Raw genomic sequence first — 19,921 nt, 5'->3', positions numbered from 1 at the left:
CCGGCAGCCATGCGGCTCGTACTGCGCCGCAAATACGTATGCACCCTGTGCACACGCGACGCAGCCCACCCCGCCTGACCCGAGCAGGAGCACGTCTGGACAACCGCCAGACGACCCACCGCGACACACCACAAGGGCCGCCCCCAAAGAGTTGGGGGGCGGCCCTCAGAAGTCGTTGACCTGCGTGGTTGGCCGTCCTGGGAAGTCGCGGGCGGCCATCCAGATGGTGAGGTCGCGGGCGATGTGGTCGATGCTGGTCGCCGTGGTGACCTCGTGCTCGTTGCGGGTGCTGTCACGGCGGACGATCTCGTAACCGCCGTCATCGAGGACAGCCACGGAGACGAACCAGGCGGGGTCGTCCTCGTCGGGCTGGACGACCACGAAGGTGTTGTCGAAGTCGTTGAGGTCGCTGATCATCATGAACACCGCGTCCTCGGAGGGGTCGTCGATGCGGTCGCCGTTCTCGCTGTCGGCGCCGTAGCCGTAGTACTGAGCCCCCCTCGCCGTCTCTCCCTCGCCCCGTCGCCCCTGATCGTGGTCAGCATGGCATGAGGAACCGACAGTTCAGGCTGGTCACAGCCATTCGCCGCAGCAGCCCGACCATCCGGCCGCGTATCCCTCGTCGTCCTCCCCTCAGGCGCCCGTGCGCTCCGCTACCCCGCATGGGTGCGTTCTGGATGCCACCGGTTGGTGACGGTGCGAGGTTGGCCAAGGTGGCGCCGGTGACCGGCGGCACCGGCCGGAGCACGGGCGTTGGCTCAGCCGGTCTGGACTGTCTCAGAGATGGAGCGGCACATGTCCTCGAAGGCGAAGAAGTCCCGCGCACGACTGGTGGTGGCCATCGGCGTTTCGGTGGTTTTCGGTACCGCGGTAGCGGCGCCGGCCGCCGCCGCAGACGCCGCCCTGGCCAAGCAGTCCGCTCCCCGAGCCGCCGAGACCCAGCTGATGCAACAGCTCTCCCGGTGGAAATCCGAAGCCGGCCGGACCACCCTGGAAAGCGGCTCCCCCCTGGCCCGGGCCGACCTCCGCGCCGCGCTCGACAACCTCCTGACAGAACTCAGGAACCTACTGAAGGGCAATATCGACAAACTGGTGCCCGACGCCAAGGCGTTTGTGACCAGCGTCATCGAAACGGTCAACTCACTGCGGCCCACGGGCGGTGAGCTGCCCTCACTCCAGGAGGTACTGCAGGCGGCCCAGAAGATCGTCAAGGACTTCCAGGCACTCTCCGCGGAAGCACAGGACAGCCTCCGCACGAACTTCCCCAAGACGTTCGGGATCATCATGGACACGCTGAAGCTCCTGACCCAGTAACACTGCCCCACCAAGTGCCTGAGTCTGTCGGGAACCTTGTGGGCGGGGTCAGCCGGTGGCGCGCCATTTCCGGGGTCGTGGGACGGCTCTTTGGTCCAGGAAGTTCTGGAAAGCAGTTGGTTGTCGGGGCGGAGTTCGGTGCCGACTGGAGTCTGTGCACTGATCCGTTCAACGTTGATCGCGATGGCGGTGAGGATGTGCTGGACGTGGGCCCTTCCTCTGCTGCGATAGCGGCATCGGCGCATTCCGTGGCCGTGCACGAGCTCGTTGATCGTGCTCTCCACTCCCGCCCGCATCGCGTACCGGGTCTTCCACGCGTGTGTCTGCTGCTCGGCGCGTGCGGTGGCGAGGACGTCGTGTAGTTCGCGAGGGTAGAAGCTCACCAGGCGGCGGGGACTGCGGGTGCAGTTCACCTTGACCGAGCACTGCCTGCAATCCCTCTGCGAGAACTTCGCGTGGATGGCGGGTGCAACCGACGCGTGGGCTGCCCAGCTCATGCTCTCCTTGCCCTGCGGGCAGGTCACCTGCTGGCGTTCCCAGTCGATGGTGAACGCGTCGCGGTCGAACCCGTTGCCTTTGCGGGACTTGCGGGTGATCTTCTCCTTGACCGGCCCGACCAGGTGGATCTGGTACTCACGGACCGCGCGGTCGCGGTGCGCCACCGAGATGTAGCCGCCGTCGACCAGATGCTCGGCGGGCAGCAGACCTCTTCCCTTCAACCGGGTGTGGACCGTGGGCAGGGTCCGGGCGTCGTTGCCCGATGCCACGGTGGTAATGACGTCTGTGATGATGTTGACCGCGTCGGCGTCGCAGGTCTCGGTGACGTGCGCGAGGAATCCCTTCCACCGGGTGTCACCGCGGCGGGCATAGCGGGCGATCACGTCGTAGGGCGAGACGATGGCGGTGGCCGTGGGCGGCAGCCCCGCGTCGGTGGGCATGCGCCACCGGATGCGCCCCTGACCGTCGAGGAAGTAGTTCTGAAGGAAGATCTGCCGTAATACCTGGACGCGTGGGCCTTCCCGCAGCCCGCGGGGAAGGGAGGCCACGTGGCGCAGCAGCAGATCAGCGTCTTCGCCGAGGTAGTTGATGCGGGTCTTGGGCCGGGTGGGGTTCTTGCCGAGCCGTGCCGCACGCCCATAGCGCTGCCCCCACTCGACGATGACCAGGGCGATCAGTTCCTCGGGAGCGAGACGGGCGATTTCCTCCAGGGCCGCGCGGATCGACTCGGTGACCAGTTCGATCCGGGTCAGGTCCCGGACCGAGGCCAGGACGTGGGTGGAGTCGGTGCGCTGGCGCCCGCGTTCGGTGAGCAGCCCAGCGGCCTGGATCCGTTTCAGGGCGAGTTCCAGGAGCTGATCGGCTCGGCCTGTCTCGGCCAGGCGTTCGCGGAAGTCAGCCAGGACGCTGTGGTGGAAGCCTGGATCGTCCATCTCCATGGACAGGGCGTATGTGAAGTCAATGCGGCAGCGAACCGCCTCGGCGGCCTGACGGTCGGACAGCTCCGGCAGGAACTGCAGGACACAGACCGTGGCCAGTTGGGCCGGCGACAGGCCTGGCCGACCGTCCCTTGGGTTCGCTCCACACGCCGTCCAGCCGGTCACGGATGCACATGGCAGTGGTGCCCTGGGGTTGCTGGCGCGGGCGACCCACACCGTCAGTTCGGGAATCGACGCGCCAGATCGGGAACGGACAGACATCTCGGATACCTCCGGTGCGGCGGATCCCTCCACCGTCCCGTCGCCCCCAGCCGCGAGAGGTAAATTTCTTCGAACCAGCCACCACCGACTCGTGACCGCGCTAGCCGCCCATCAGCAGCTCGCGGACCACTCGCGTCGTCCCCCGTACTGCGACCCCGCCCACAGGATTCCCGACAGACTCAGGCACTTACGGTGGGTGGCCGTACGGCGGTGCGGAAGCGGCGGGTGGTGCATTCGTCGACCCTTGACGGCCTCGGTCTCCTGTCCCAGACCCGGGTGCAAAGCAGGCATCTCAGCTCTCGGCGGGGGCGGAGGGCTGGTCTGCTTGCCGGGAATCGGATCGCCATCAACGGGGTTGGTGGGGGATGAGCCGTTATTGATGAGCCGTTATTGGAGGGGTCATGCGAGCGATTCAGGTGTACGAAGTGGGCGGTCCCGAGGTGCTGCAGGAGGCCAGGGTGGACCAGCCGCGGCCGGGTCCGGGCGAGGCGGTCGTGGAGGTCGCCGCATCCGGGGTCAACTTCCTCGACGTCTACCACCGCGAAGGCCGGTACAGCCTCCCGCTGCCCTTCACCCCGGGCGCTGAGGGCGCCGGCACGGTCGTCGAAGTTGGACCCGGCGTCGTTGACGTCGCAGTCGGGGACCGGGTCGGTTGGGTGGAGATTCCCGGCACGTATGCCGAGCGGGCCGTCGTGGACTCCTCCCGGCTGGTGCCGCTGCCCGACGATATCGGCTTCGAGACAGCCGCCGCCGTGCTCCTCCAAGGCATGACCGCGCACTATCTCGTCAAGGACGCCTACCCGGTTCAGGGGGGCGACACGGTGCTCGTGCATGCGGCTGCTGGTGGCATGGGGCTGCTTTTGACCCAGCTCATCACCCATCTCGGCGGCAGGGTGATCGGCACGACGTCGACCACGGCGAAGGCCGAGCTGGCGAAGCGTGCCGGGGCCGCTGAGGTGATCCTTTCCTCCGCAGTCGACGATCTCGCAGCCGAGGTGAGGCGGCTCAACAGCGGTCAGGGACTGCCGGTTGTCTTCGACGGCGTCGGCGCGGACACCTTCGACGCGAGCCTCGCCAGCCTGCGAACCCGCGGCCATCTCGTGCTCTTCGGCGCGGCAAGTGGTGCCGTGCCCCCGTTTGATCCCATTCGGCTCGCCCACGGCGGTTCGCTGACCCTGATCCGGCCCAGCCTCGGAGACTTCATCGCCGATCGGTCCGAACTGCTCCGACGGGCCGCCGATGTGTTCGAGTGGGTGCGCTCCAAGGCGCTGGAGGTCACCATAACGGGCCGCTACGCATTGTCCGAGGCCGCCCAGGCCCACAGCGATCTGGAGGCTCGGCGTACCACCGGCAAGCTGCTCCTCGTACCCGATGCGGCCGCTATGGGACGCCGCGAGGAGACGCAGAGCTGATCGCGGGTGACGAGGCCGGGGATCTTGGCAGGCTGCCACCACCTGCCCCTGGAGCCGACGCGTGCCCGATCCGTCGGCGGCCTCACTCTCTGCACTCCTAGGCTCGCGCGGCCAGTTCCCCCTCCCCGTTCACTTCGCAACTCTGCCCGGTTCAGGCGCACTTGGTCGGGGTCGGTGACCCGTGGTCGGGGCTGTGGTCGGGCCGACCACGGGCTTTGTGTCCCCATCGTGACCGTGGTCGGGGGCGTGTGGTCGGGTCGGGGCCAGCGGATTCCACAAGGTCAGCAAGTACCCGTCCTGACCTGGGAGTTCGACCATGCCCCCTGGCAAGCAGGCCTCGGAGCGACGCTCCTGCGAGGGCCGCAGGCATCGAGCTGGAGAAGATGAGGCACCGCGTCCGCCTGCCGCGCCAGCAGGTGCCGTCATCAGGAGGATCAGAGGGAAAGGACTCGTCTCAGGATCTCCTGGAAGTCCACTGTCGAGTCGGTGCCGCGCCAGGCCACGTGTCCATCTGGACGGACCAGGACTGCGGCTGCAGCGCCACCGGTGCCGACCCGGCGCTCCCACTGCCCGGCAGCGGCCTCCCATTGGCCGGCGGTGTTGATGGCCTGGAAGGTGAGGGGAATGCCCATCTGTTGGGCGGTTTCGGCCTGCCGTTGCCAGGTCGGGCTGTCTGTCGCGGTGAGGAGGGTGAAGCCCGGGCCGATGAGGTCGAGGGTGGATCTCGCGCCGGTGTCGCCTCCCGTGAGGCGGACGTGTGGTGCGCGCTGTCCCGGATGGCAGCGGGGGCGGTAGCCGTCCGGGGTGAGCACGGTGTGCGTCGGTGCAGTATCGGGGTCGGCAATGACGGCGGTGGAGCGGTAGGCGGCGGTCAGGAGGAGTTCGTCGTCGATGCGGTAGCCGGCGCGGTTTTGGGCGTTGGCGGTGGAGATGTCAATCACCTGGCAGGCGATGGGACGGCGTTCCGCTTCGTAGCTGTCCAGTAGGGCGTCGCCCGCGTATCCGGTGGTGACGGCCGCGAGTTTCCAGGCGAGGTTGTCCACGTCGCCGATGCCAGTGTTCATGCCGTGCCCGCCGGTGGGCGGGATGGTGTGGGCGGCGTCGCCCGCCAGCAGCACGCGTGAGCGGCGGTAGGCGGTGGCGAGTTGGGCGTCCATCCGCCAGGACATCGCGTCGCGGACCGCTACCTCCAGGTCGGAGATCCCTGCGGCGGTGCGGATGAGCCCGGCCAGGCGCCCGTGGTCGAACTGGTCCACAGCGGGCGTGTCCGGGGTGAGCGGGTACTGGTAGATCCAGTGGCGGTCGTTGTCGACGGCCATGAACCCGCCGCGCCCGGGGGCGGTGAGGAAGTACGAGGCGCTGGCGCGGTCGGCCACGACCTGGCCGAGCGGCGCCTCGAAGCGGATGCTCAGGTAGCGCCCCAAGCCGGTGGGGCCCTTCATGGCGATCCCTGCTCCGGCGCGCACGGTGCTCGCGGCGCCGTCGCAGCCGACGAGCCAGTCCGCGCGCACCTCGTGCCGGGAGCCTGTGGCTGTTTCCTCGACGACGGCCAGTACGCCCGGGCCGTCGTGCGTGAAGGAGACCAGGCGGGTCCCGAACCGGACCCGCGGGCCGGCGAAGTCCGCGGCGTGTCGTAGCAGGACGGGTTCCAGGGCGTCCTGGGAGCAGATGATCCCCGGCGACGGCGTGTACTCGTCGCTCCGGTCGGGCTGTTGGGCGAGGCCGGTGCGGACGAAGTCCGGATCGACCAGGTCACGACCGCGATAGAAGGAGATCTGCTCGGCCGGCAGGCCCACCTCCCGGACCTGTTCCTCCACGCCCATGCGGCGGAAGATCTCCATGGAACGGGCCGAGATACCCCGGGCCTTGGGGTGACGTGACGTCGTGCGGTGAGTCTCGATCAGCACGTGGTCCACCCCGTACCCGGACAGCAGGGCCGACAACGTCAAGCCGACCGGCCCGCCTCCGACAACCAGGACGGACGTCCGCGACGCAGCCATGATGAACCCCCTCTCACGGGCCGACACCACCCGACGTAACGAATAAATCCAATTTAGACGTTACCATCGGGTCGAACGATCTCGACCCGCAGCGGGAGACACGCATGCACCAGGGCTTCGGCGATGACAATCCACGCGGCCTGTACTTTCTGGTCGACCTGGTCAACACCGGCCAGGCCGGGACCGAGCTGACCGCAGCCGCACTCAAGGGCCTGGTGGAACGGCACGGCAACCCGCCCCTCCAACTCACAGACGCCCCCATCCAGGAGCTACGTGAAGCGGCCGCAATCATCGCGGGCATCCTGGATATCAAGGACGAAGACGAGGCCGCCGACGCCATCAACGCACTGCTGGACCAGTACCCCGCCCAGCCCCGCCTGGTCCGACTGCCGCAACGCCCCTGGTCGCTCCACGCACGCGCCTCCCAGGACATGCAACCGGCCCACTGGCTGCTCTGCACCGCGGCCCTCGCCCTGGCGCTCTGGCTCAGCGAACGCGGCTACTGCGCCTGGGGCCGCTGTGAAGCACCCGGCTGTGACCGCTACTTCATCGACACCGGACGCCGCTCACCGCAGCGCTACTGTTCAACCCGCTGCGGCACTCGTGTTCGCGTCGCCGCCCACCGCAGCCAGCAGGGTCGATGAACCGGGTGACCACAGAGCCTCCCCCAACTTGACGTTGCAGGTCACCGAACAGCACCGCCAGGAGCGCATGAGGCAGATCGCGGCGCAGATGAATCAGCGTCGCTACCAGTCGGTCCACGAACACCAACTGATACTGGGCCCGGCACCCGCGGCACGTTTCCTCGTCCCGCCCCGTGCCTGGAAGCGGCGTCCTTCTTCGGCGGCCGTCCGTGGCCCGGCCAACTCCTCCACCAGCGATGCCAGATGCGCCGCCGAAACACCCGGGCATCGGCGGGGAGAACCACCCCCATGGGGGGTGTCCGGCGACCGGTTCACCTGTGTCTGTCAGGTCGCGCAGCGCGAGTTGGCCGCCGATGACCGCGGGTCGGGATGCCGGGCTGATGCGGCCCGCTCCTCAGGCGTACCGGCGTCTGCCGGGGCCACGCCGCCGTCCAGGTGCCAGTGCAGGTCGCGGATGCTGGGTTCCAGGGAGAGGCGGGCGACGACCTGTTCCAGGGCGCGGGTGATGTCGCCGGTAAGGGTGACGGTGGCGCGCAGGCTGGTGGCGTTGTCGCGGCGGTGGGCACGCAGGGCGGTGGGGGCGAGTCCTGCGGAGGTGAGGGCTTGCAGGAGCAGGGCGCGGATGTGGGACTCCTCCGTACGGTCGCACTCGATGTGGACGAGCGCGGGGAGTTCGGTGTCCTGATCGGTTCCGCTGGCGGGGGCGTGGTCAAGGAGGCGGCCGGCCGGGCGCAGCAGGACGTGGACGCCGAGCACGGCGATGGTGAGGATGAGGGCGAAGGCGAGGTGGCCGGAGGCGGCCATGACGCCGACGGCGGCCGAACACCACAAGGTGGCCGCGGTGTTCAGGCCGGAGATGCCGCCGCCGTCGCGCATGATGACGCCGGCACCGAGGAAGCCGATGCCGGAGACGACATAGGAGGCGACCCGGGTGGGGCTGCCCGCGTCCGTGACAGCCTCGCTGTAGAGGACGAAGGCGGTGGCACCGAGCGCGACCAGGGTGTTGGTGCGCAACCCCGCCATCCGGGCACGCCACTGGCGCTCGATGCCGATCAGGGCTCCGCAGCCCAGGCCGGTGGCCAGGCGCAGCAGGAAGTCAAGGGTGGTCAGGGCGTGCACAGGGCACCTCCTCGGGACCGGCAGGTGCGGGCGGACCGCGGCCGGCGGGCGAATTCGGGACTGCTCCCGGGCGAGGCGACTGGGCCCCTTGGAGGACTACCTACCGTGTACGCGGCAGGGCGCCCGGGAGCGGGATGAGCGGCGGCCGATGATGACCGGGACCACTGCTGTCCATCGCTTCTCGCCCCCTTTCCCGCCAGGCACGTCACTGCGCCGCTGAAGGCCAGTGCGCGAGGATGCGGTTCCAAAGCCGCAGTGCGGCGGCCCTGGAACCGTCTGTGCGCGGTCGGCGACCGGCACAGCCACATACTTGCACGTTTGCGCAATAAAGAACAGGGGGCGCTGCCTCGCGCTGTGCCGACCCGGAGGTCCCGCCAAGCCCCGGACCTCGCCCTTTCCCTACCGGGCAGGCGGCGGGTTGCTTGCTCTGCGCCGAGTTGTACGTGGTGCCGACGGAGGTCACCGGAGTGGACCGGGCCGTCGCGGTGCCGCGTACGGCAGAGCAGGGCTGGGGCGTGCGGGCCGACCAGTTGACGGGGTGGAAGAAGGGGCGCATGAGGTTCACCAGTGACCGTTCCGGGCTGCCGCCTGCAGCGTTCCCCGGGGCGCGTGGGTACGCTACTGCGGCATTCACATCCCAGACCGCAGCGAGGACGTAACCAGTGGGCGAGGCAGAATCAGTTGGGGACGGCACTGCCCTTGGCCACAGACCGCATTGGCGGGGGGTCATCCGCACCCGGCGGGCTGTCGTGACGACGTCACTGGCCGTGGGCGGGCTCGTCGTGTCGCTCACCTACGGCGGGCTGCTCGGAAGCCCGGGCAGCCACAACTCGCTGGCAGCCAGGATCGTTGCCGGGATCAGCGCCGGCCTCTTCCTGGTGTGCGCTCTGATCGCGGTGCGCGGGGCCACCGACGACCTGGTGCACCTACTGACCGGGCGGATCAGCGACAACCGCTCCGCCGCCTTGCGGGTGATCTGCCTGCTGTCGGGGTACGCCATGGTGATCCTGGGCGCACTGAGCCTCGTACGGGTGCCCTGGGACAAGCTGCTTCTGGGCGGCGCGCTGACCGGAGTGGTCCTGGGCATCGCCGCCCAGCCGGTGCTCGGCAACATCTTCGCGGGACTGGTACTGCTGGTGGTCCACCCCTTCACGATCGGCACGCGGATCAGCGTGCAGTCCGGCCCGCTGGGCGGTCGCATCGAGGGCGAAGTCACCGACATGTCCCTGTTGTTCATCGAACTCCATACGGTGGACGGAAAAATGCTGCTGCCCAACAACGCCGTCCTCGGCGCGGCCATCGGCCCACCCAGCCACGAGCCCGCCAGCTCGTGAATCAGGTCGGCAGCTGTCCGAGGACGGTCGCGAGCCACCCTCGGACGGCATGGCGGACCGGTTGCTGAAGTAGACGATCCCGCTGATCATGGTTCGCCTGCGTTCCCCAGACGACGGCCTGATCCAGGTCGTCCCCGACGAGGCGTTCCTCACTTCCTGGGCGCGCTCACCGCATCCCACGTGGCGACGGGCTGCTCCCCCACCCTGTCGGCCACGGCGATGGCAACGGTGCTGCGGCGGGCACCGTACGCAGCCTGGGCGCTGGTTGGACAGGCCTTCCCGGACGGGTCACGGGAGCGTCCAGGTCGACACCGCGATGAGAGGCGGTTCGAACGGACGCCCCGTTGCCGGTGGTTGACCGACCAGACGACGCGGCCCCAGCAGTGACAGGACGTTCTCAGGCGCGGCCCTCGCGTTGGCCACCCTGTCACGTACGAGCCGCACTCGCCGGGACGCTTGGGTTCCGTCTCCCCCGCCGCCGCGCCTCGGCCATGTGGAGGCGGCGCCGGTCGTGGCAGCGGCGGGCGGGGCGTGTCGCGCGTGGAAGCCGGCGCGTATTGCTATCGAGAGGAGCCTGGCGCTCCGGCGCGCCCCTCGCCCTGGTTCCGCGCACAGACGATATGGCAATCGCTTTTATGGTGGCGACCTGCCTCCCGTCCGACAAAGCCGGCCGATACACCCGGCTCGGCGCAGCCGCCCGCCGCACCGGGCGCCGATGTCCCACCGCCCGCCCCGCGCACGAGCCGACCAACAGTTCAACCACCGACGCAGAAGGGGTGCTGTCCAGCCGCTGGACGGTTTCACCGGCAGTCTGCGTCAAGCGCCCTGCATCGCGCTGTGCGGCGAGAACTCGACATCGACCTGGACCACCGCGAGCACTTCCACCGCCTGCTCATCTTCGTCTACACCCGCGACACCCCCGTCTTCGCCCGCGCCACCGTCACCTTCTACCTGCCCGACGGCCGACAACTCGCCGTCAACCTCCACCGCGCGCCTCAAGCTCAGGTAAGAGCTGACGAGCCAGCCCCCGGCTTGACTTCGCGGTCTCGCGTCTTCGTCACGGTCCCGGTGTCGGCCGGGGGTGGCAGCCGACGAGACTGATCGTCCGTCGGTCCGTGCTTGCGCAGCCCAAGCTCAGTGCGCATGCTCCACTATGTGCACGTGCTCCGCGTGCACTTCGCCACCAGCACCGTCCACAGCCACATAGGTGACCCGCAACCCTTCCGTGAGGAAGGTGGCACCTTCGATGTCCCGGCGGTGAACCAACACGTCCCGACCGTCATCCCCGGCGATATACCCATACCCCTTCAGCTGGTTGAACCAACGGACCACACCGCTGACTCTCTCATTCATCCCTGCAGGTCTCCTTCGGCGTCAACTGCGTGCCTCAACACGGGCCCTGTACACGGCCATTCCCCTGGCCGTAGGGCCGCACTCTGTACCGAGTCGGCGAAAGCTGGTTGTCGCCCTGGCGATGCGGATGGCTCTGCGGCACGAGTCCGCCACCATGCCCGGCCCCACGCCGTACTTCGAGACCGCACGGCGACGAAGACCGCTCCTTGGAAGGCAGCTGGACGGTGCGTACGGCTACCCGTAGGAGAGGTTGGCGCAGGGGTCGTCGTCGGCGGACCGAGCACCGTCTGCCACGCCGGAGGGCACCGTGGTCGGTGGGGGTGAGGCGGTGAACGCGCCGTTGACGTACGTGGTGCCCAGGGTCACGCTGATGCCGGCGGCGGCCGGGGACTGCTGTACGTCCGCGCCGGGGAAGAGGCGTGCGAGGGTGTCGGCCTGGTCCTTGCGGCCGGGCCCATATGTGATCACGGTGTTCTGATGGTGGCTGCGGGCCGTGGCGGTACCCGTGACGGTGAAGCCGTGGTCCTTGAGGGTGTCGGCAGCGCGGGCGGCCAGTCCGGTGACCGAGGTGCCGTTGTAGACGGTGACCGAGATGCCCTTGCCGGAGACCTGCTCGGTGGCGCCGGGTGAAGGGGAGGTCGCGGCCTGCTTGTTGTGGTGACCGCCGGCGTCCTGCCCGTCCAGGGTGCGGTCGGCCTTCAGCGCAGCCCACAGGGCGTCGGCGTCCGGGTGCACGATCGCGACCCGGGCGCCCTGGTAACGCCAGGGCAGGGTGACGAACTTGGTGTTGTGCAGGTCGATGCTCTTCATCGACAGGGCGAAGGACATCAGCTTCTGGGCGGAGCCGAGACCCGGATCGACGGTCATGGACTGGGTGGCGGCGTCCGCGAGCGGCAGCAGCCGGGTGGGGCTCATGCCGTCGCTCTTCACCTTCTTGATCAGCGCCGCGACGAACGCCTGTTGCCGTTTGATGCGCCCGATGTCGGAGCCGTCTCCGATGCCGTGCCGGATCCGTACGTAGTCCAGCGCCCTCTGCCCGGCCACCGTCTGCGGGCCCTTGGCGAAGATCCGCTCCCCGCGGGTGGCCCGGTGGGGGTTGAGGTCCTTCTGGTAGACGTCCTGCGGCAGGCACACCTGGACACCGCCCACGGCTTTCGTCATCACCGCGAAGCCCTTGAAGTCGACGACGATGGTGTGGTTGACCCGCAGCCCGGTCAGCTTCTCCACCGTGTTCTGGCTACAGGCGGGGTTGCCCTTGGCGCTCTGGCCCACCGAATAGGCCTCGTTGAACATGGTGTTGTGCTGCCCCGTGGTCCAACTGCCGTCGGGCAGCCTGCACGGCGGGATGTCGACCAGGGTGTCGCGCGGGATCGAGACCGCGACCGCGTGCTTCTGGTCGGCGTAGGTATGCAGCAGGAACGCCGTATCCGAGCGGCCGATGTCGCCCTTGCTCCCGCCGCCCAGGTCGCTGTTCCCGTCGGTCCGCGCGTCCGAGCCGATCACGAGGATGTTCGCACCCTTGTCCGACGCCGGGGGCCGGTCACCGGAGATCCCGTCCGCCCCGAAGGTGTCGATGTTCCCGTCGAGCTTGACGTAGATCCAGCCCGCGCCCGCGGTGGTCAGCACCAGCAGAGAAACCGCTACCCCTAACCCGATCTTCACCTTGCTGCGCTTCTTGCGCCGCCCAGCCCGGGCCCTGGCGTCGGCTCGCCCGCCCCCGCGCCTGCCTGCCATGTACGCCCCTCGTCCGTCCGGTGTCCATGCGGCCTGAAAGGAGGGGCGGCCAGCCCCACCCGATGGTTGTACAGTTGCGCAATGTAGCAACCTTTTGGATAGGCGCATGCTCATCGACATGCCCGTGCTGTGGCGAGAGAAAGGTGGGGCAGGATGTTCCGCAACGGACTGGAGCCCTGGCATCTACTGATCATGGCGATCGTGATCATCCTGCTGTTCGGCTCGAAGAAACTCCCTGACACCGCCCGCGCGTTGGGCAAGTCACTGCGCATCCTCAAGAGCGAGACCAAGGCCATGAAGGAGGACGGCGCCTCGGCTGCCGCCACGCCCGAACCCACCCCGGGCGAAGAGGTGGCACCCCGCACCATCAAGGCCGCCCCCGGCGACACAGCCTCCGCCCGCGCCGTGCCGGAGAACAACACCACCCGCTGACCGGGCACGGACCGAGGTGCAGTGCGACCCCATCACGTTCCGCTGCCGACTGCGGCGGCGGTGCATACCCTGCGCGCTGGCTCTAAGCGGTGTGCGTCCCCCCATAGAATGATTGCTCACTTGCGCAAGACAGAAAGCCTGTCCTGCGTTGATGCCGAGGGGGTATGGGTGAACACGGTACGCAGTCGCCATGGTTGGCGGGAGTCCGGCGACCTGCCGGTTACAGGGCGCCGCCCGCGTCATGGACGAGCTCGTGGTGCGGCCGTGCTTCTCGGTACGCTCCTGGGTCTGGCTCTGGTGGTGACGCCCGTGTCCGCCCAGGCGGCCGACCAGACGACTCGGACTGGGCGGCAGCTGACGGCAGTTGATGCCGCGAGTCCCCGCCCTTCGGCCTCCAGCGCGGTCTCAGCCGGTGCCGAGGTGCGGCCTGCGGCATATACCCATCTGGCTTCGGCGGCTCAGGCACACCCGCAGAAGACAAAGAAGAAGCGGGGCTTCTTCAAGAAGCTCGGCATCTTCCTGCTCGTGGTCCTGATCGTCATCATCCTCATAGTGGTGCTGGCCATCTGGCTCCTGATCCGCGCCGCACGACGGCTCTTCCGCCGACGCCGCTCCTGACCAGCACATCCCCCGAGGTGGGGCTCAGCCTATGCCCGTACTCGAACCGCACCCCACAGACAGCCACAAGAAGCTCCTTCGACTGCTTGCCGCGATCGCGGCGATCCTTGTCGTCATCGCCGTCGTGGCAGTGATTGGTGCGCGTATGGGGTGACGGCATGCAGAGCGTTGACATGGCCGACTCCCGGGGGGTGGCTGCCTGCCCCGGGGCGGCGTAGGTGACAACGGCATCGTCGGACACCCGGATCCGCACGTTCCCGCGTGCGCCAGGCATACAAAGGAACGGGCGGGCACAAGCGGCCGACGCCGGAAGGGCGAAGGCGCGATGCGCTGGGCGCGGGTATCGACTCGGTCGACTGCCCTTGCCCACAGAATGCGCCCCACGGTGACGCCTACTGGGCAATATCCCTGGTGGCGGAAGGCCCGTCCGCATGGGGCGTGGGGCCGCCGGGCGCGGTCGGACCGGTGCGGGTGATGATCCAGTTGGCGCCGCGGGCCGCGAGCGCCCGTCGACGCTGCCAACGTGAGCGGGGCGGCACGATGCCCCCGCCTCCCGCCGATGCGAGCGCGACGGCGGCGAGTCGCTCGGCGGCATGGGCGAGCTCGACGGCCAGACGCTGCCTGCGCGATCCGGGGCCGGTGAGGCGCAGCGCCGTGTACAAGCCTTCTATCTCGGCTACGGCCGCCCCTAAGCGCAGGTTGGCACTGCCCGGCGACGGAAGCTGTTCCTGTGGCACTGGCGCTGCCTCTCCGTGTCGACTCGCCCGGCACCGCACTGCCGGGCGCGGATAACCTGACGACCGGCCGACTTCAACAAGATTGCCTGGTTGCGCAATTGGGCAACCATATGGAGCGATCATCCACGAGGAAGCGGCGGCAGGCAAGAGCAGGCCGCGGGCCACTTCGCCGTCGGACCCAGCCCCGCGACACCGCTACGGCGCTGGCGCCGCGGCTCCTTCCCTGCGGGGGCAGGAGTGGCGCGATGACGGCTGATTCGGCAGCCAGTTCATTGCATGGTTGCGTAACTATATGGAGTGTATGGGGGATATAAGCCTGCGCGAGGAGGCGGGACTCCTACACTGAGGGGGCATCCTGGCAGGCAATGCGACCAGGGCGGAACAGGAAGGTGAATGTGGCGGTGGCAGGTATCGGCTGCTTCACGGATCCGCCCGGTGAGCTGCTGACGCAAGCGGCCGCGACCTTCGGACTGCTGGCCTCGCCCGCACGACTGCACCTCATGTGGGCGCTGGCGCAGGACGAGAGCGACGTCTCAAAGCTCGCCAAACGGGTGGGTGGCGCGCTGCCCGCCGTCAGCCAGCACCTCGCGAAGCTGAAACTGGCCGGCCTGGTCCGCTCGCGCCGCGAAGGCAGACACCAGATCTATTTCGTGGACGACCCCCACATCGTGGCTGTCGTGCAGCTGATGCTGGACCAGTTGCCCGTGCCCTCCGCCCAGTTCCCGGCAAGCCGTCGACTGAGCCCCGTCAGCGCCTGAGCGCACTGCCAAGGCGCGTGCCCGCTGGTCCGCCGGACCAGGGCGCCACTGACAGATCGGGGGCAGCCGCCGATCGATCAATGGGCACCACGCGAGCTTCCTCGCGAGACGCCAGGCGGCGGGAAGTTCGACCACGGTGCACGGAGCCTGGCGGTGGCAAGGGAGCGGCCGGCTGTCGTTCACCTCCTTGCGGGATGGCACCACGCCTCAAAGGGGCAGGCGGTGCCGGCGGAACGGACGGCCGCCGCACAGCCCAGTGGGGCCGCGCTCACCGGGCGCGGCCCTTGATCGGCGGCTCCGTACTCCGCTGGCCCGGTGCGGCCGGTGGGCATGGCCAGTTTGCCGCCGGTGGGTATCTCGGTGACCTTCTTGGTCCTGACGTCGACGCGGAGGACGGCGCCGGGCTTGGGCGGGCCCTGCTTCTGGAAGCCGCCGGCGAGGGAAAGCGCGACGAGGTTGCCCTTGCTGTCCAGAGCGAGGTCGTCGATCGCGTTGAGGCCGTCGACGAGAAGTTCGGGGTGGTGGCCCGGCCGCATCTTCCAGATCCGGGAGATTCCCGGCTTGAGGTTGCCCATGTCGGCGATGTAGACGGTGCCGTCGGGCGCCTCGACGACGCCGCCCGCCACGCCGTCCGCGCGTTCCCCGTTGGCCGTGTTGTCGGGCAGCAGGGTCGCCAGGCCGGCCCGGCCGGAGGGCGAGATGCGTACGACATCGTTGGCTGCCGCGTCGGCCACCAGCCAGCCGCCGCTGCGGGTACGGGTGAACTTCCAGGCGTTGCTGTGGAACTTCAGGGGCTCCTCCGCCGTCGGCTCGTGGCCCAGGACCCAGTCGGGTTCGTTGTCGCTCTCGTAGCGCACGAGGTCGCCCAGAACCCGTTTTCCGGACACCTTGTAGAGGGTGCCGAGCCGGTTGCCGCCCCTGCCCAGTTTCGCGCGGTATGCGATTGTCTCACCACCGCCGTTGAGCACGACAAGACCGAGTGGACCTGCCTCGACGTCGACCGGGCCGGTGGCGGTGATCGGCGTGTACGGGGTGGTGGGCGGCGTGGCCACGGACTGCAGGCCCGTGACGACGCGGCCCTGCTTTCCCCGCCGGGGGTGACCTGATAGATCGAGCCGGTGAGCCCGACGCATTCGGTACCGGGCTTGCAGCCCGGCTTCCCGCTCCGGACTCGGCGACGAGGGTCGTGCCGTTCTTCAAGACGGCGATGTGGCGCGGGTTGTTGAGGTTCTTGGCGACAACGTCGAAGTCCGGCGTCGCGCCCTGGGAAGTGGCCGCAGCGGAACTCGGGCCGGCCACGGCGGTGACCGTGCTGGCGACCGCCGCAGCCAGCGCAGCTCCCAGCCATGGCCTGATGATTCACGACATCGCTCTCCTCGTCCTGGTCGGCCCCCGTACCCGGGAGCGGTACGAAACGCGCGCCACGATAGGCCCGAGAGCGCGGCCAGGACAGGCAGCCAGGGCGCCCGCGACCGGCAATCCCCACTCCCGCGTGGGGTTTACCGGACCACGACAGTTCAACTGCGGCGCTCCCACCCCCCAGCTGTGCCCGCTGATCAACCGAGCGCCCCGGACTCCCCCGGGAGTGAAGAGCTACGTCGCGTCGGGATCAAAGAGGGGGCGCGCAGAAGCCGTCGCCTCCGCGTCCTTGGTGAGCGAGACAGAGCCTGGGGCAGCGCCTCGTGTCCGGCCATCGGCTGCCTCGCGTACGACGCCGCTGGCCTCGGCGAGTTCCTCTCGGATGTCGAGGGCGCTGCGGATCTCCTCCAGCCCCAGGCCGTCGTTCGGCTCCAGTACATGCTTGCGCACGAAGGTCTTGGGGTGGAGGTCCTGGAGCTCGAAGTCCTTGAACTCCGGACCGAGCTCGGAGCGGATGTCCTCCTGGGCGCTGTCGGCGAAGGCCCGCACCTTGCGCAGGAACCCGGTGACGTTGCGGATGAACTCGGGCAGCCTGTCCGGGCCGAAGACGAAGACCGCGACGATCGCGATGACGAGCAGCTTCATCGGGCTCAGTTCGGTGAACATCCGCTCGCTCCTTGATCGATCAAAGCCCGGACACCGTCGACGAAGCAGGGTGGCACGCGCCCTAACACTTTAACAGTTGCGCAAGTGTGCGGGTGTGGGGTCTCTGCAGTCGCCTTACGTGGCCTCGATGGGGTCGAAGCGGCGGCCGACGTTGCCGGGGCGCGCCAGCGGGCTGGGGTACGGCGAGCCGGTGCCGAGTGCGGTGGAGCAGCGCCCAGACGATGTGCAGGCGGACGGGGAGGCGGCAGACCGAACGCGGCTGCCGCCTCCCCCACACCTCACCAGAGGGGACCGTGGACTCCCCCTCCTGCGCCGGCCCGTCAGTTGACGCAGGGCACCCCGCCCGCCTTGACCGCGGGTCCCGAGGAGTCGTCGGTTGATGCGGACGCCGACGGTTGGGGGGCGGGATCCTTGGTCTGGCTGCTGGGGGGTGTGTAGTTGTGGCCGAGGATGACGCGGACGTGTCCGGCCGGGACGCTCGAACTCGCGGTGGCCGGGCCGGTCTTGAGGCGCGCGGCGATTTGCTGGGCGGCCTGCTGGGCGCCGCTGCCGTAGACCACGGTGGTGTGTGCTTGGAGCGGGGCGTTGCCGGTGTCGCCTGCGGTGTAGCCGAGGTCGGTGAGCGCTTTGAGCCCGGTGTCGGCGAGGCCGGTGGTGCCGTTGCCGTTGCGTACATCCACGGTGGCCGGTGCGGCCTTCGCGCCCAGCTTGTCGTCAGCCGAGACCGACGCCGACGCCGAGGGGCTGGGGCCGAAAGCCTGCTGGACGATCTCCTTGATCTTTTCCGGGTTGACGAGGTTGACGTCCTCGCCCTTGCGCATGGCGAACCCGGTGATGGGCAGGGTGTGGAACACCACATTGCCGCCGGTCAGGTTGGGCGCCTGCTGGGCGAAGTCCAGCACGTTCCACGAACTGTCCAGCACGACATCCTTCTTCACCACACCGAACAGGCCCTGCAGCTTGCCGAGATCGCGCCAGACGCCCTGGCTCTTGAGCTGATGGGTGACGGTGGAGATGAACGCCTGCTGGCGCCGGGTGCGGTCCAGGTCCCCCGCGTCCAGGCCGTGGCGCTGGCGCACGAAGGCGAGTGCCTGCTTGGCGTTGAGCTGCTGCACCCCGGCGGGGAAGTCGGCGCCGGAGTAGTGGTCCTTGACCGGATGCTTGAGGCAGACGGTGATCGGCTGGAGCACCTTGGCGATGTCGTAGAAACCGAGCAGGTTGACCTCGGCGAAGTGGTCGATGGCCACTCCGGTGAAGTCCTGGACCGTGGCAAGGGTGGCCTCCCGGCCGGCTTCCCTGCTCTTGCCTTCCAGGTCCGCGCCCTTGACTCCCTGCTGCGCGAGCCGGTCGTGGGCGCCGGTGTAGGCGTTGGCGTACGCCTCCTTGATCTTGTGCTCACCCTGGGATGAGCCGTCGCCGTTGAGAGTCTGCACGTAGTCGTCCCGCGGGATCGAGAAGGCACTGACCTTCCCGCCGTCCGCCGGGATGTGCATCAGGATGAGGGTGTTGGTGTTGTAGTAGCCGATCTCGCTGGAGCCGGCGTGCAGCTGGTCCTGGACGAACTGCTTGGGCAGATCGTTGCCGTTCATGTCCTTGCGGGAATCCAGCCCCACCAGCAGCAGGTTCACCGAGTTGTCCAGATGCGGGGGCGCCTTCTTCTTCACCGCGTCCAGGGCGTCGGAGGTGGTCAGGCCGCTGGTGAGCGAGTGGTACGCGAACCAGGTCACCCCGCACGCGATCATCACCACGGCGGAGGTCGCCCACACCATCGTGCGCAGCGCCAGCACCCACCCCGCGGGGCGTGAACTGGCGCGCGCCGACGAGCCGGCCGCACGCCGCGCTATGCCGGGCCGGCCCGGCTTGGGCTTCTCACGCATGGCTACGCCTCCCGCTCCGCGAGGAACGCACCCCGCACACCACCGCCACCACCACGACCGCGCACTCGGCGGCCGCCATCGCCGGGAAGGCGGACACCGCCCACCACACCAGCCGGGTCGTCATCGTCTTTCCGCTGGAACCCGAGATCACCGCCACACCGGCGGTGACCGCGGCCACCACCAGGGCCGGCAGCGGTGCCACCCACCACAGCACCTCACGACGGGCCGCCCCCAGCGCTGCCCACACCGCCCCTACCACCGCTCCGACCGCCATGCCCCAGCCCGGTCGGTGCCCCAGCACGTCGTCCACACCAGCCCCCAGCAACACCGGCACCACCAGCGCCGCGGCCACCACGCCATGAGCAGGCCGCCGGACGGCAGAAGCACCGCCCGCACGTCGCGAACGCACGGGTTCGTCTGGCCCGGCCCCCGAGGCAGTAGCTCGCCCTCCCGGAGGCGGCGGCACCTGCCGGGACGGATGCCCAGCGTCCCGGCCGTGCCGGGTCAGCGGACCGCTTCGTGCCGCTTGTGTCTGTCGCTCCCGCATATGCCCGCTTTCGCCTGTCCGCCCGGCCGGTGTGCCGGTGGCTCTCCTGCCGCCCGTCCCGCCCTCGGCCTGCGCTGTCTGCCCAGTGAGACGTACCGTGGGGGCCAATAGTTGCAGACTCGCGCAAGTCAGCAAGTGTCTATGGTGAGAGCCACACCCGGGAACCGATTCGGTCCGCCCGTCGTCCTCCGGCGCGCTACTGCCACGGACCGCCCGTGGGGCATGTTCCTGGACGTGTGGCTGTTCAGGGTGGAGGGTTTTCTGTGGGGAGACTGAGGAGTACGGCCTGGCCGCCGGCCGAGGAGCGCGACGACGAGCAC

18 protein-coding genes and 3 pseudogenes are annotated in these 19,921 nt (G+C 68.9%); 9 read left to right on the top strand and 12 right to left on the bottom strand.

What is annotated here, in order from left to right; translation table 11 throughout:
* Nucleotides 1–165: 165 nt before the first annotated feature.
* A pseudogene (locus tag BG418_RS31915) lies at nt 166–545 on the bottom strand (hypothetical protein).
* 238 nt (nt 546–783) lie between these two features.
* On the opposite strand from BG418_RS31915, the gene BG418_RS41285 reads away from it, so the two are divergent.
* Nucleotides 784–1,314: a hypothetical protein gene (locus BG418_RS41285; RefSeq protein ID WP_399001121.1), complete on the top strand. Its 531-nt coding sequence runs from the start codon at nt 784–786 to the stop codon at nt 1,312–1,314.
* Between the two features lie 218 nt (nt 1,315–1,532).
* On the opposite strand, the pseudogene BG418_RS41280 reads toward BG418_RS41285, so the two are convergent.
* Nucleotides 1,533–3,011 (bottom strand): annotated as a pseudogene (locus tag BG418_RS41280) (transposase); the annotation flags it as partial.
* Between the two features lie 401 nt (nt 3,012–3,412).
* On the opposite strand from BG418_RS41280, the gene BG418_RS31900 reads away from it, so the two are divergent.
* Nucleotides 3,413–4,423 (top strand): quinone oxidoreductase, encoded by a 1,011-nt coding sequence (locus tag BG418_RS31900; protein ID WP_188277524.1) that lies wholly within the window; start codon nt 3,413–3,415, stop codon nt 4,421–4,423.
* Nucleotides 4,424–4,857: 434 nt separating this feature from the next.
* Here BG418_RS31900 and BG418_RS31895 read toward each other — a convergent pair whose 3' ends face one another.
* Nucleotides 4,858–6,423, bottom strand: coding sequence for an FAD-dependent monooxygenase (locus tag BG418_RS31895; RefSeq protein ID WP_188277523.1), 1,566 nt, complete (start codon nt 6,421–6,423; stop codon nt 4,858–4,860).
* Nucleotides 6,424–6,527: 104 nt separating this feature from the next.
* On the opposite strand from BG418_RS31895, the gene BG418_RS31890 reads away from it, so the two are divergent.
* Nucleotides 6,528–7,067, top strand: a complete 540-nt coding sequence (locus BG418_RS31890; protein WP_188277522.1) for a CGNR zinc finger domain-containing protein — start codon at nt 6,528–6,530, stop codon at nt 7,065–7,067.
* Between the two features lie 43 nt (nt 7,068–7,110).
* On the opposite strand, the pseudogene BG418_RS40250 reads toward BG418_RS31890, so the two are convergent.
* Nucleotides 7,111–7,382, bottom strand: a pseudogene (locus tag BG418_RS40250) (hypothetical protein); the annotation flags it as partial.
* Between the two features lie 9 nt (nt 7,383–7,391).
* Nucleotides 7,392–8,186, bottom strand: coding sequence for an MgtC/SapB family protein (locus BG418_RS31885; RefSeq protein WP_188277521.1), 795 nt, complete (start codon nt 8,184–8,186; stop codon nt 7,392–7,394).
* A 749-nt stretch (nt 8,187–8,935) separates the two neighbouring features.
* Here BG418_RS31885 and BG418_RS40995 point away from each other — a divergent pair.
* Nucleotides 8,936–9,520, top strand: a complete 585-nt coding sequence (locus tag BG418_RS40995; RefSeq protein ID WP_188277520.1) for a mechanosensitive ion channel domain-containing protein — start codon at nt 8,936–8,938, stop codon at nt 9,518–9,520.
* A gap of 837 nt (nt 9,521–10,357) precedes the next feature.
* The gene (locus BG418_RS31875; protein WP_188277519.1) at nt 10,358–10,621 is read left to right on the top strand and encodes a hypothetical protein; all 264 of its coding nucleotides are present in this window, start codon (nt 10,358–10,360) and stop codon (nt 10,619–10,621) included.
* A gap of 33 nt (nt 10,622–10,654) precedes the next feature.
* Here BG418_RS31875 and BG418_RS31870 read toward each other — a convergent pair whose 3' ends face one another.
* Nucleotides 10,655–10,873, bottom strand: coding sequence for a cold shock domain-containing protein (locus BG418_RS31870; protein WP_188277518.1), 219 nt, complete (start codon nt 10,871–10,873; stop codon nt 10,655–10,657).
* Between the two features lie 234 nt (nt 10,874–11,107).
* A complete protein-coding gene (locus BG418_RS31865) occupies nt 11,108–12,607 on the bottom strand; it encodes an LCP family protein (protein WP_188277517.1) in 1,500 nt (499 codons plus the stop codon).
* 153 nt (nt 12,608–12,760) lie between these two features.
* Here BG418_RS31865 and tatA point away from each other — a divergent pair, with 153 nt between their 5' ends.
* The 3 genes from tatA (at nt 12,761) to BG418_RS40650 (ending at nt 13,811) form a co-directional block, all read left to right on the top strand.
* On the top strand, nt 12,761–13,039 hold the full coding sequence (gene tatA, locus BG418_RS31860; RefSeq protein ID WP_188277516.1) for a Sec-independent protein translocase subunit TatA: 279 nt from the start codon (nt 12,761–12,763) through the stop codon (nt 13,037–13,039).
* A 264-nt stretch (nt 13,040–13,303) separates the two neighbouring features.
* The gene (locus BG418_RS31855; RefSeq protein ID WP_188277515.1) at nt 13,304–13,657 is read left to right on the top strand and encodes a hypothetical protein; all 354 of its coding nucleotides are present in this window, start codon (nt 13,304–13,306) and stop codon (nt 13,655–13,657) included.
* A 31-nt stretch (nt 13,658–13,688) separates the two neighbouring features.
* A complete protein-coding gene (locus tag BG418_RS40650; protein ID WP_262928626.1) occupies nt 13,689–13,811 on the top strand; it encodes an SGM_5486 family transporter-associated protein in 123 nt (40 codons plus the stop codon).
* A gap of 238 nt (nt 13,812–14,049) precedes the next feature.
* Here the strand turns inward: BG418_RS40650 and BG418_RS31850 are convergent, their stop codons facing one another.
* Nucleotides 14,050–14,394: a hypothetical protein gene (locus BG418_RS31850; protein WP_188277514.1), complete on the bottom strand. Its 345-nt coding sequence runs from the start codon at nt 14,392–14,394 to the stop codon at nt 14,050–14,052.
* Nucleotides 14,395–14,789: 395 nt separating this feature from the next.
* On the opposite strand from BG418_RS31850, the gene BG418_RS31845 reads away from it, so the two are divergent.
* Nucleotides 14,790–15,152, top strand: coding sequence for an ArsR/SmtB family transcription factor (locus BG418_RS31845; RefSeq protein ID WP_399001075.1), 363 nt, complete (start codon nt 14,790–14,792; stop codon nt 15,150–15,152).
* Nucleotides 15,153–15,331: 179 nt separating this feature from the next.
* Here BG418_RS31845 and BG418_RS31840 read toward each other — a convergent pair whose 3' ends face one another.
* The 4 genes from BG418_RS31840 to BG418_RS31825 all read right to left on the bottom strand — a co-directional run bounded on the left by BG418_RS31840 (nt 15,332) and on the right by BG418_RS31825 (nt 19,601).
* Nucleotides 15,332–16,285, bottom strand: a complete 954-nt coding sequence (locus BG418_RS31840; protein ID WP_223185737.1) for a ScyD/ScyE family protein — start codon at nt 16,283–16,285, stop codon at nt 15,332–15,334.
* Nucleotides 16,286–16,745: 460 nt separating this feature from the next.
* On the bottom strand, nt 16,746–17,177 hold the full coding sequence (locus BG418_RS31835) for a sec-independent translocase (protein WP_188277511.1): 432 nt from the start codon (nt 17,175–17,177) through the stop codon (nt 16,746–16,748).
* Between the two features lie 320 nt (nt 17,178–17,497).
* Nucleotides 17,498–19,054, bottom strand: coding sequence for an LCP family protein (locus BG418_RS31830; RefSeq protein WP_188277510.1), 1,557 nt, complete (start codon nt 19,052–19,054; stop codon nt 17,498–17,500).
* Complete coding sequence (locus tag BG418_RS31825) at nt 19,047–19,601, bottom strand: DUF6542 domain-containing protein (protein ID WP_317453827.1); 555 nt, start codon at nt 19,599–19,601, stop codon at nt 19,047–19,049. The genes BG418_RS31830 and BG418_RS31825 overlap by 8 nt, the downstream gene beginning before the upstream one ends.
* Nucleotides 19,602–19,921 lie beyond the last annotated feature (320 nt).

It is taken from the genome of Streptomyces sp. CBMA152 (assembly GCF_014596475.1).
Taxonomy (GTDB): Bacteria; Actinomycetota; Actinomycetes; order Streptomycetales; family Streptomycetaceae; genus Streptomyces.
The sequence above is the reverse complement of the archived record's forward strand: the minus strand, read 5'-3'. Positions and strand labels throughout refer to the sequence as shown.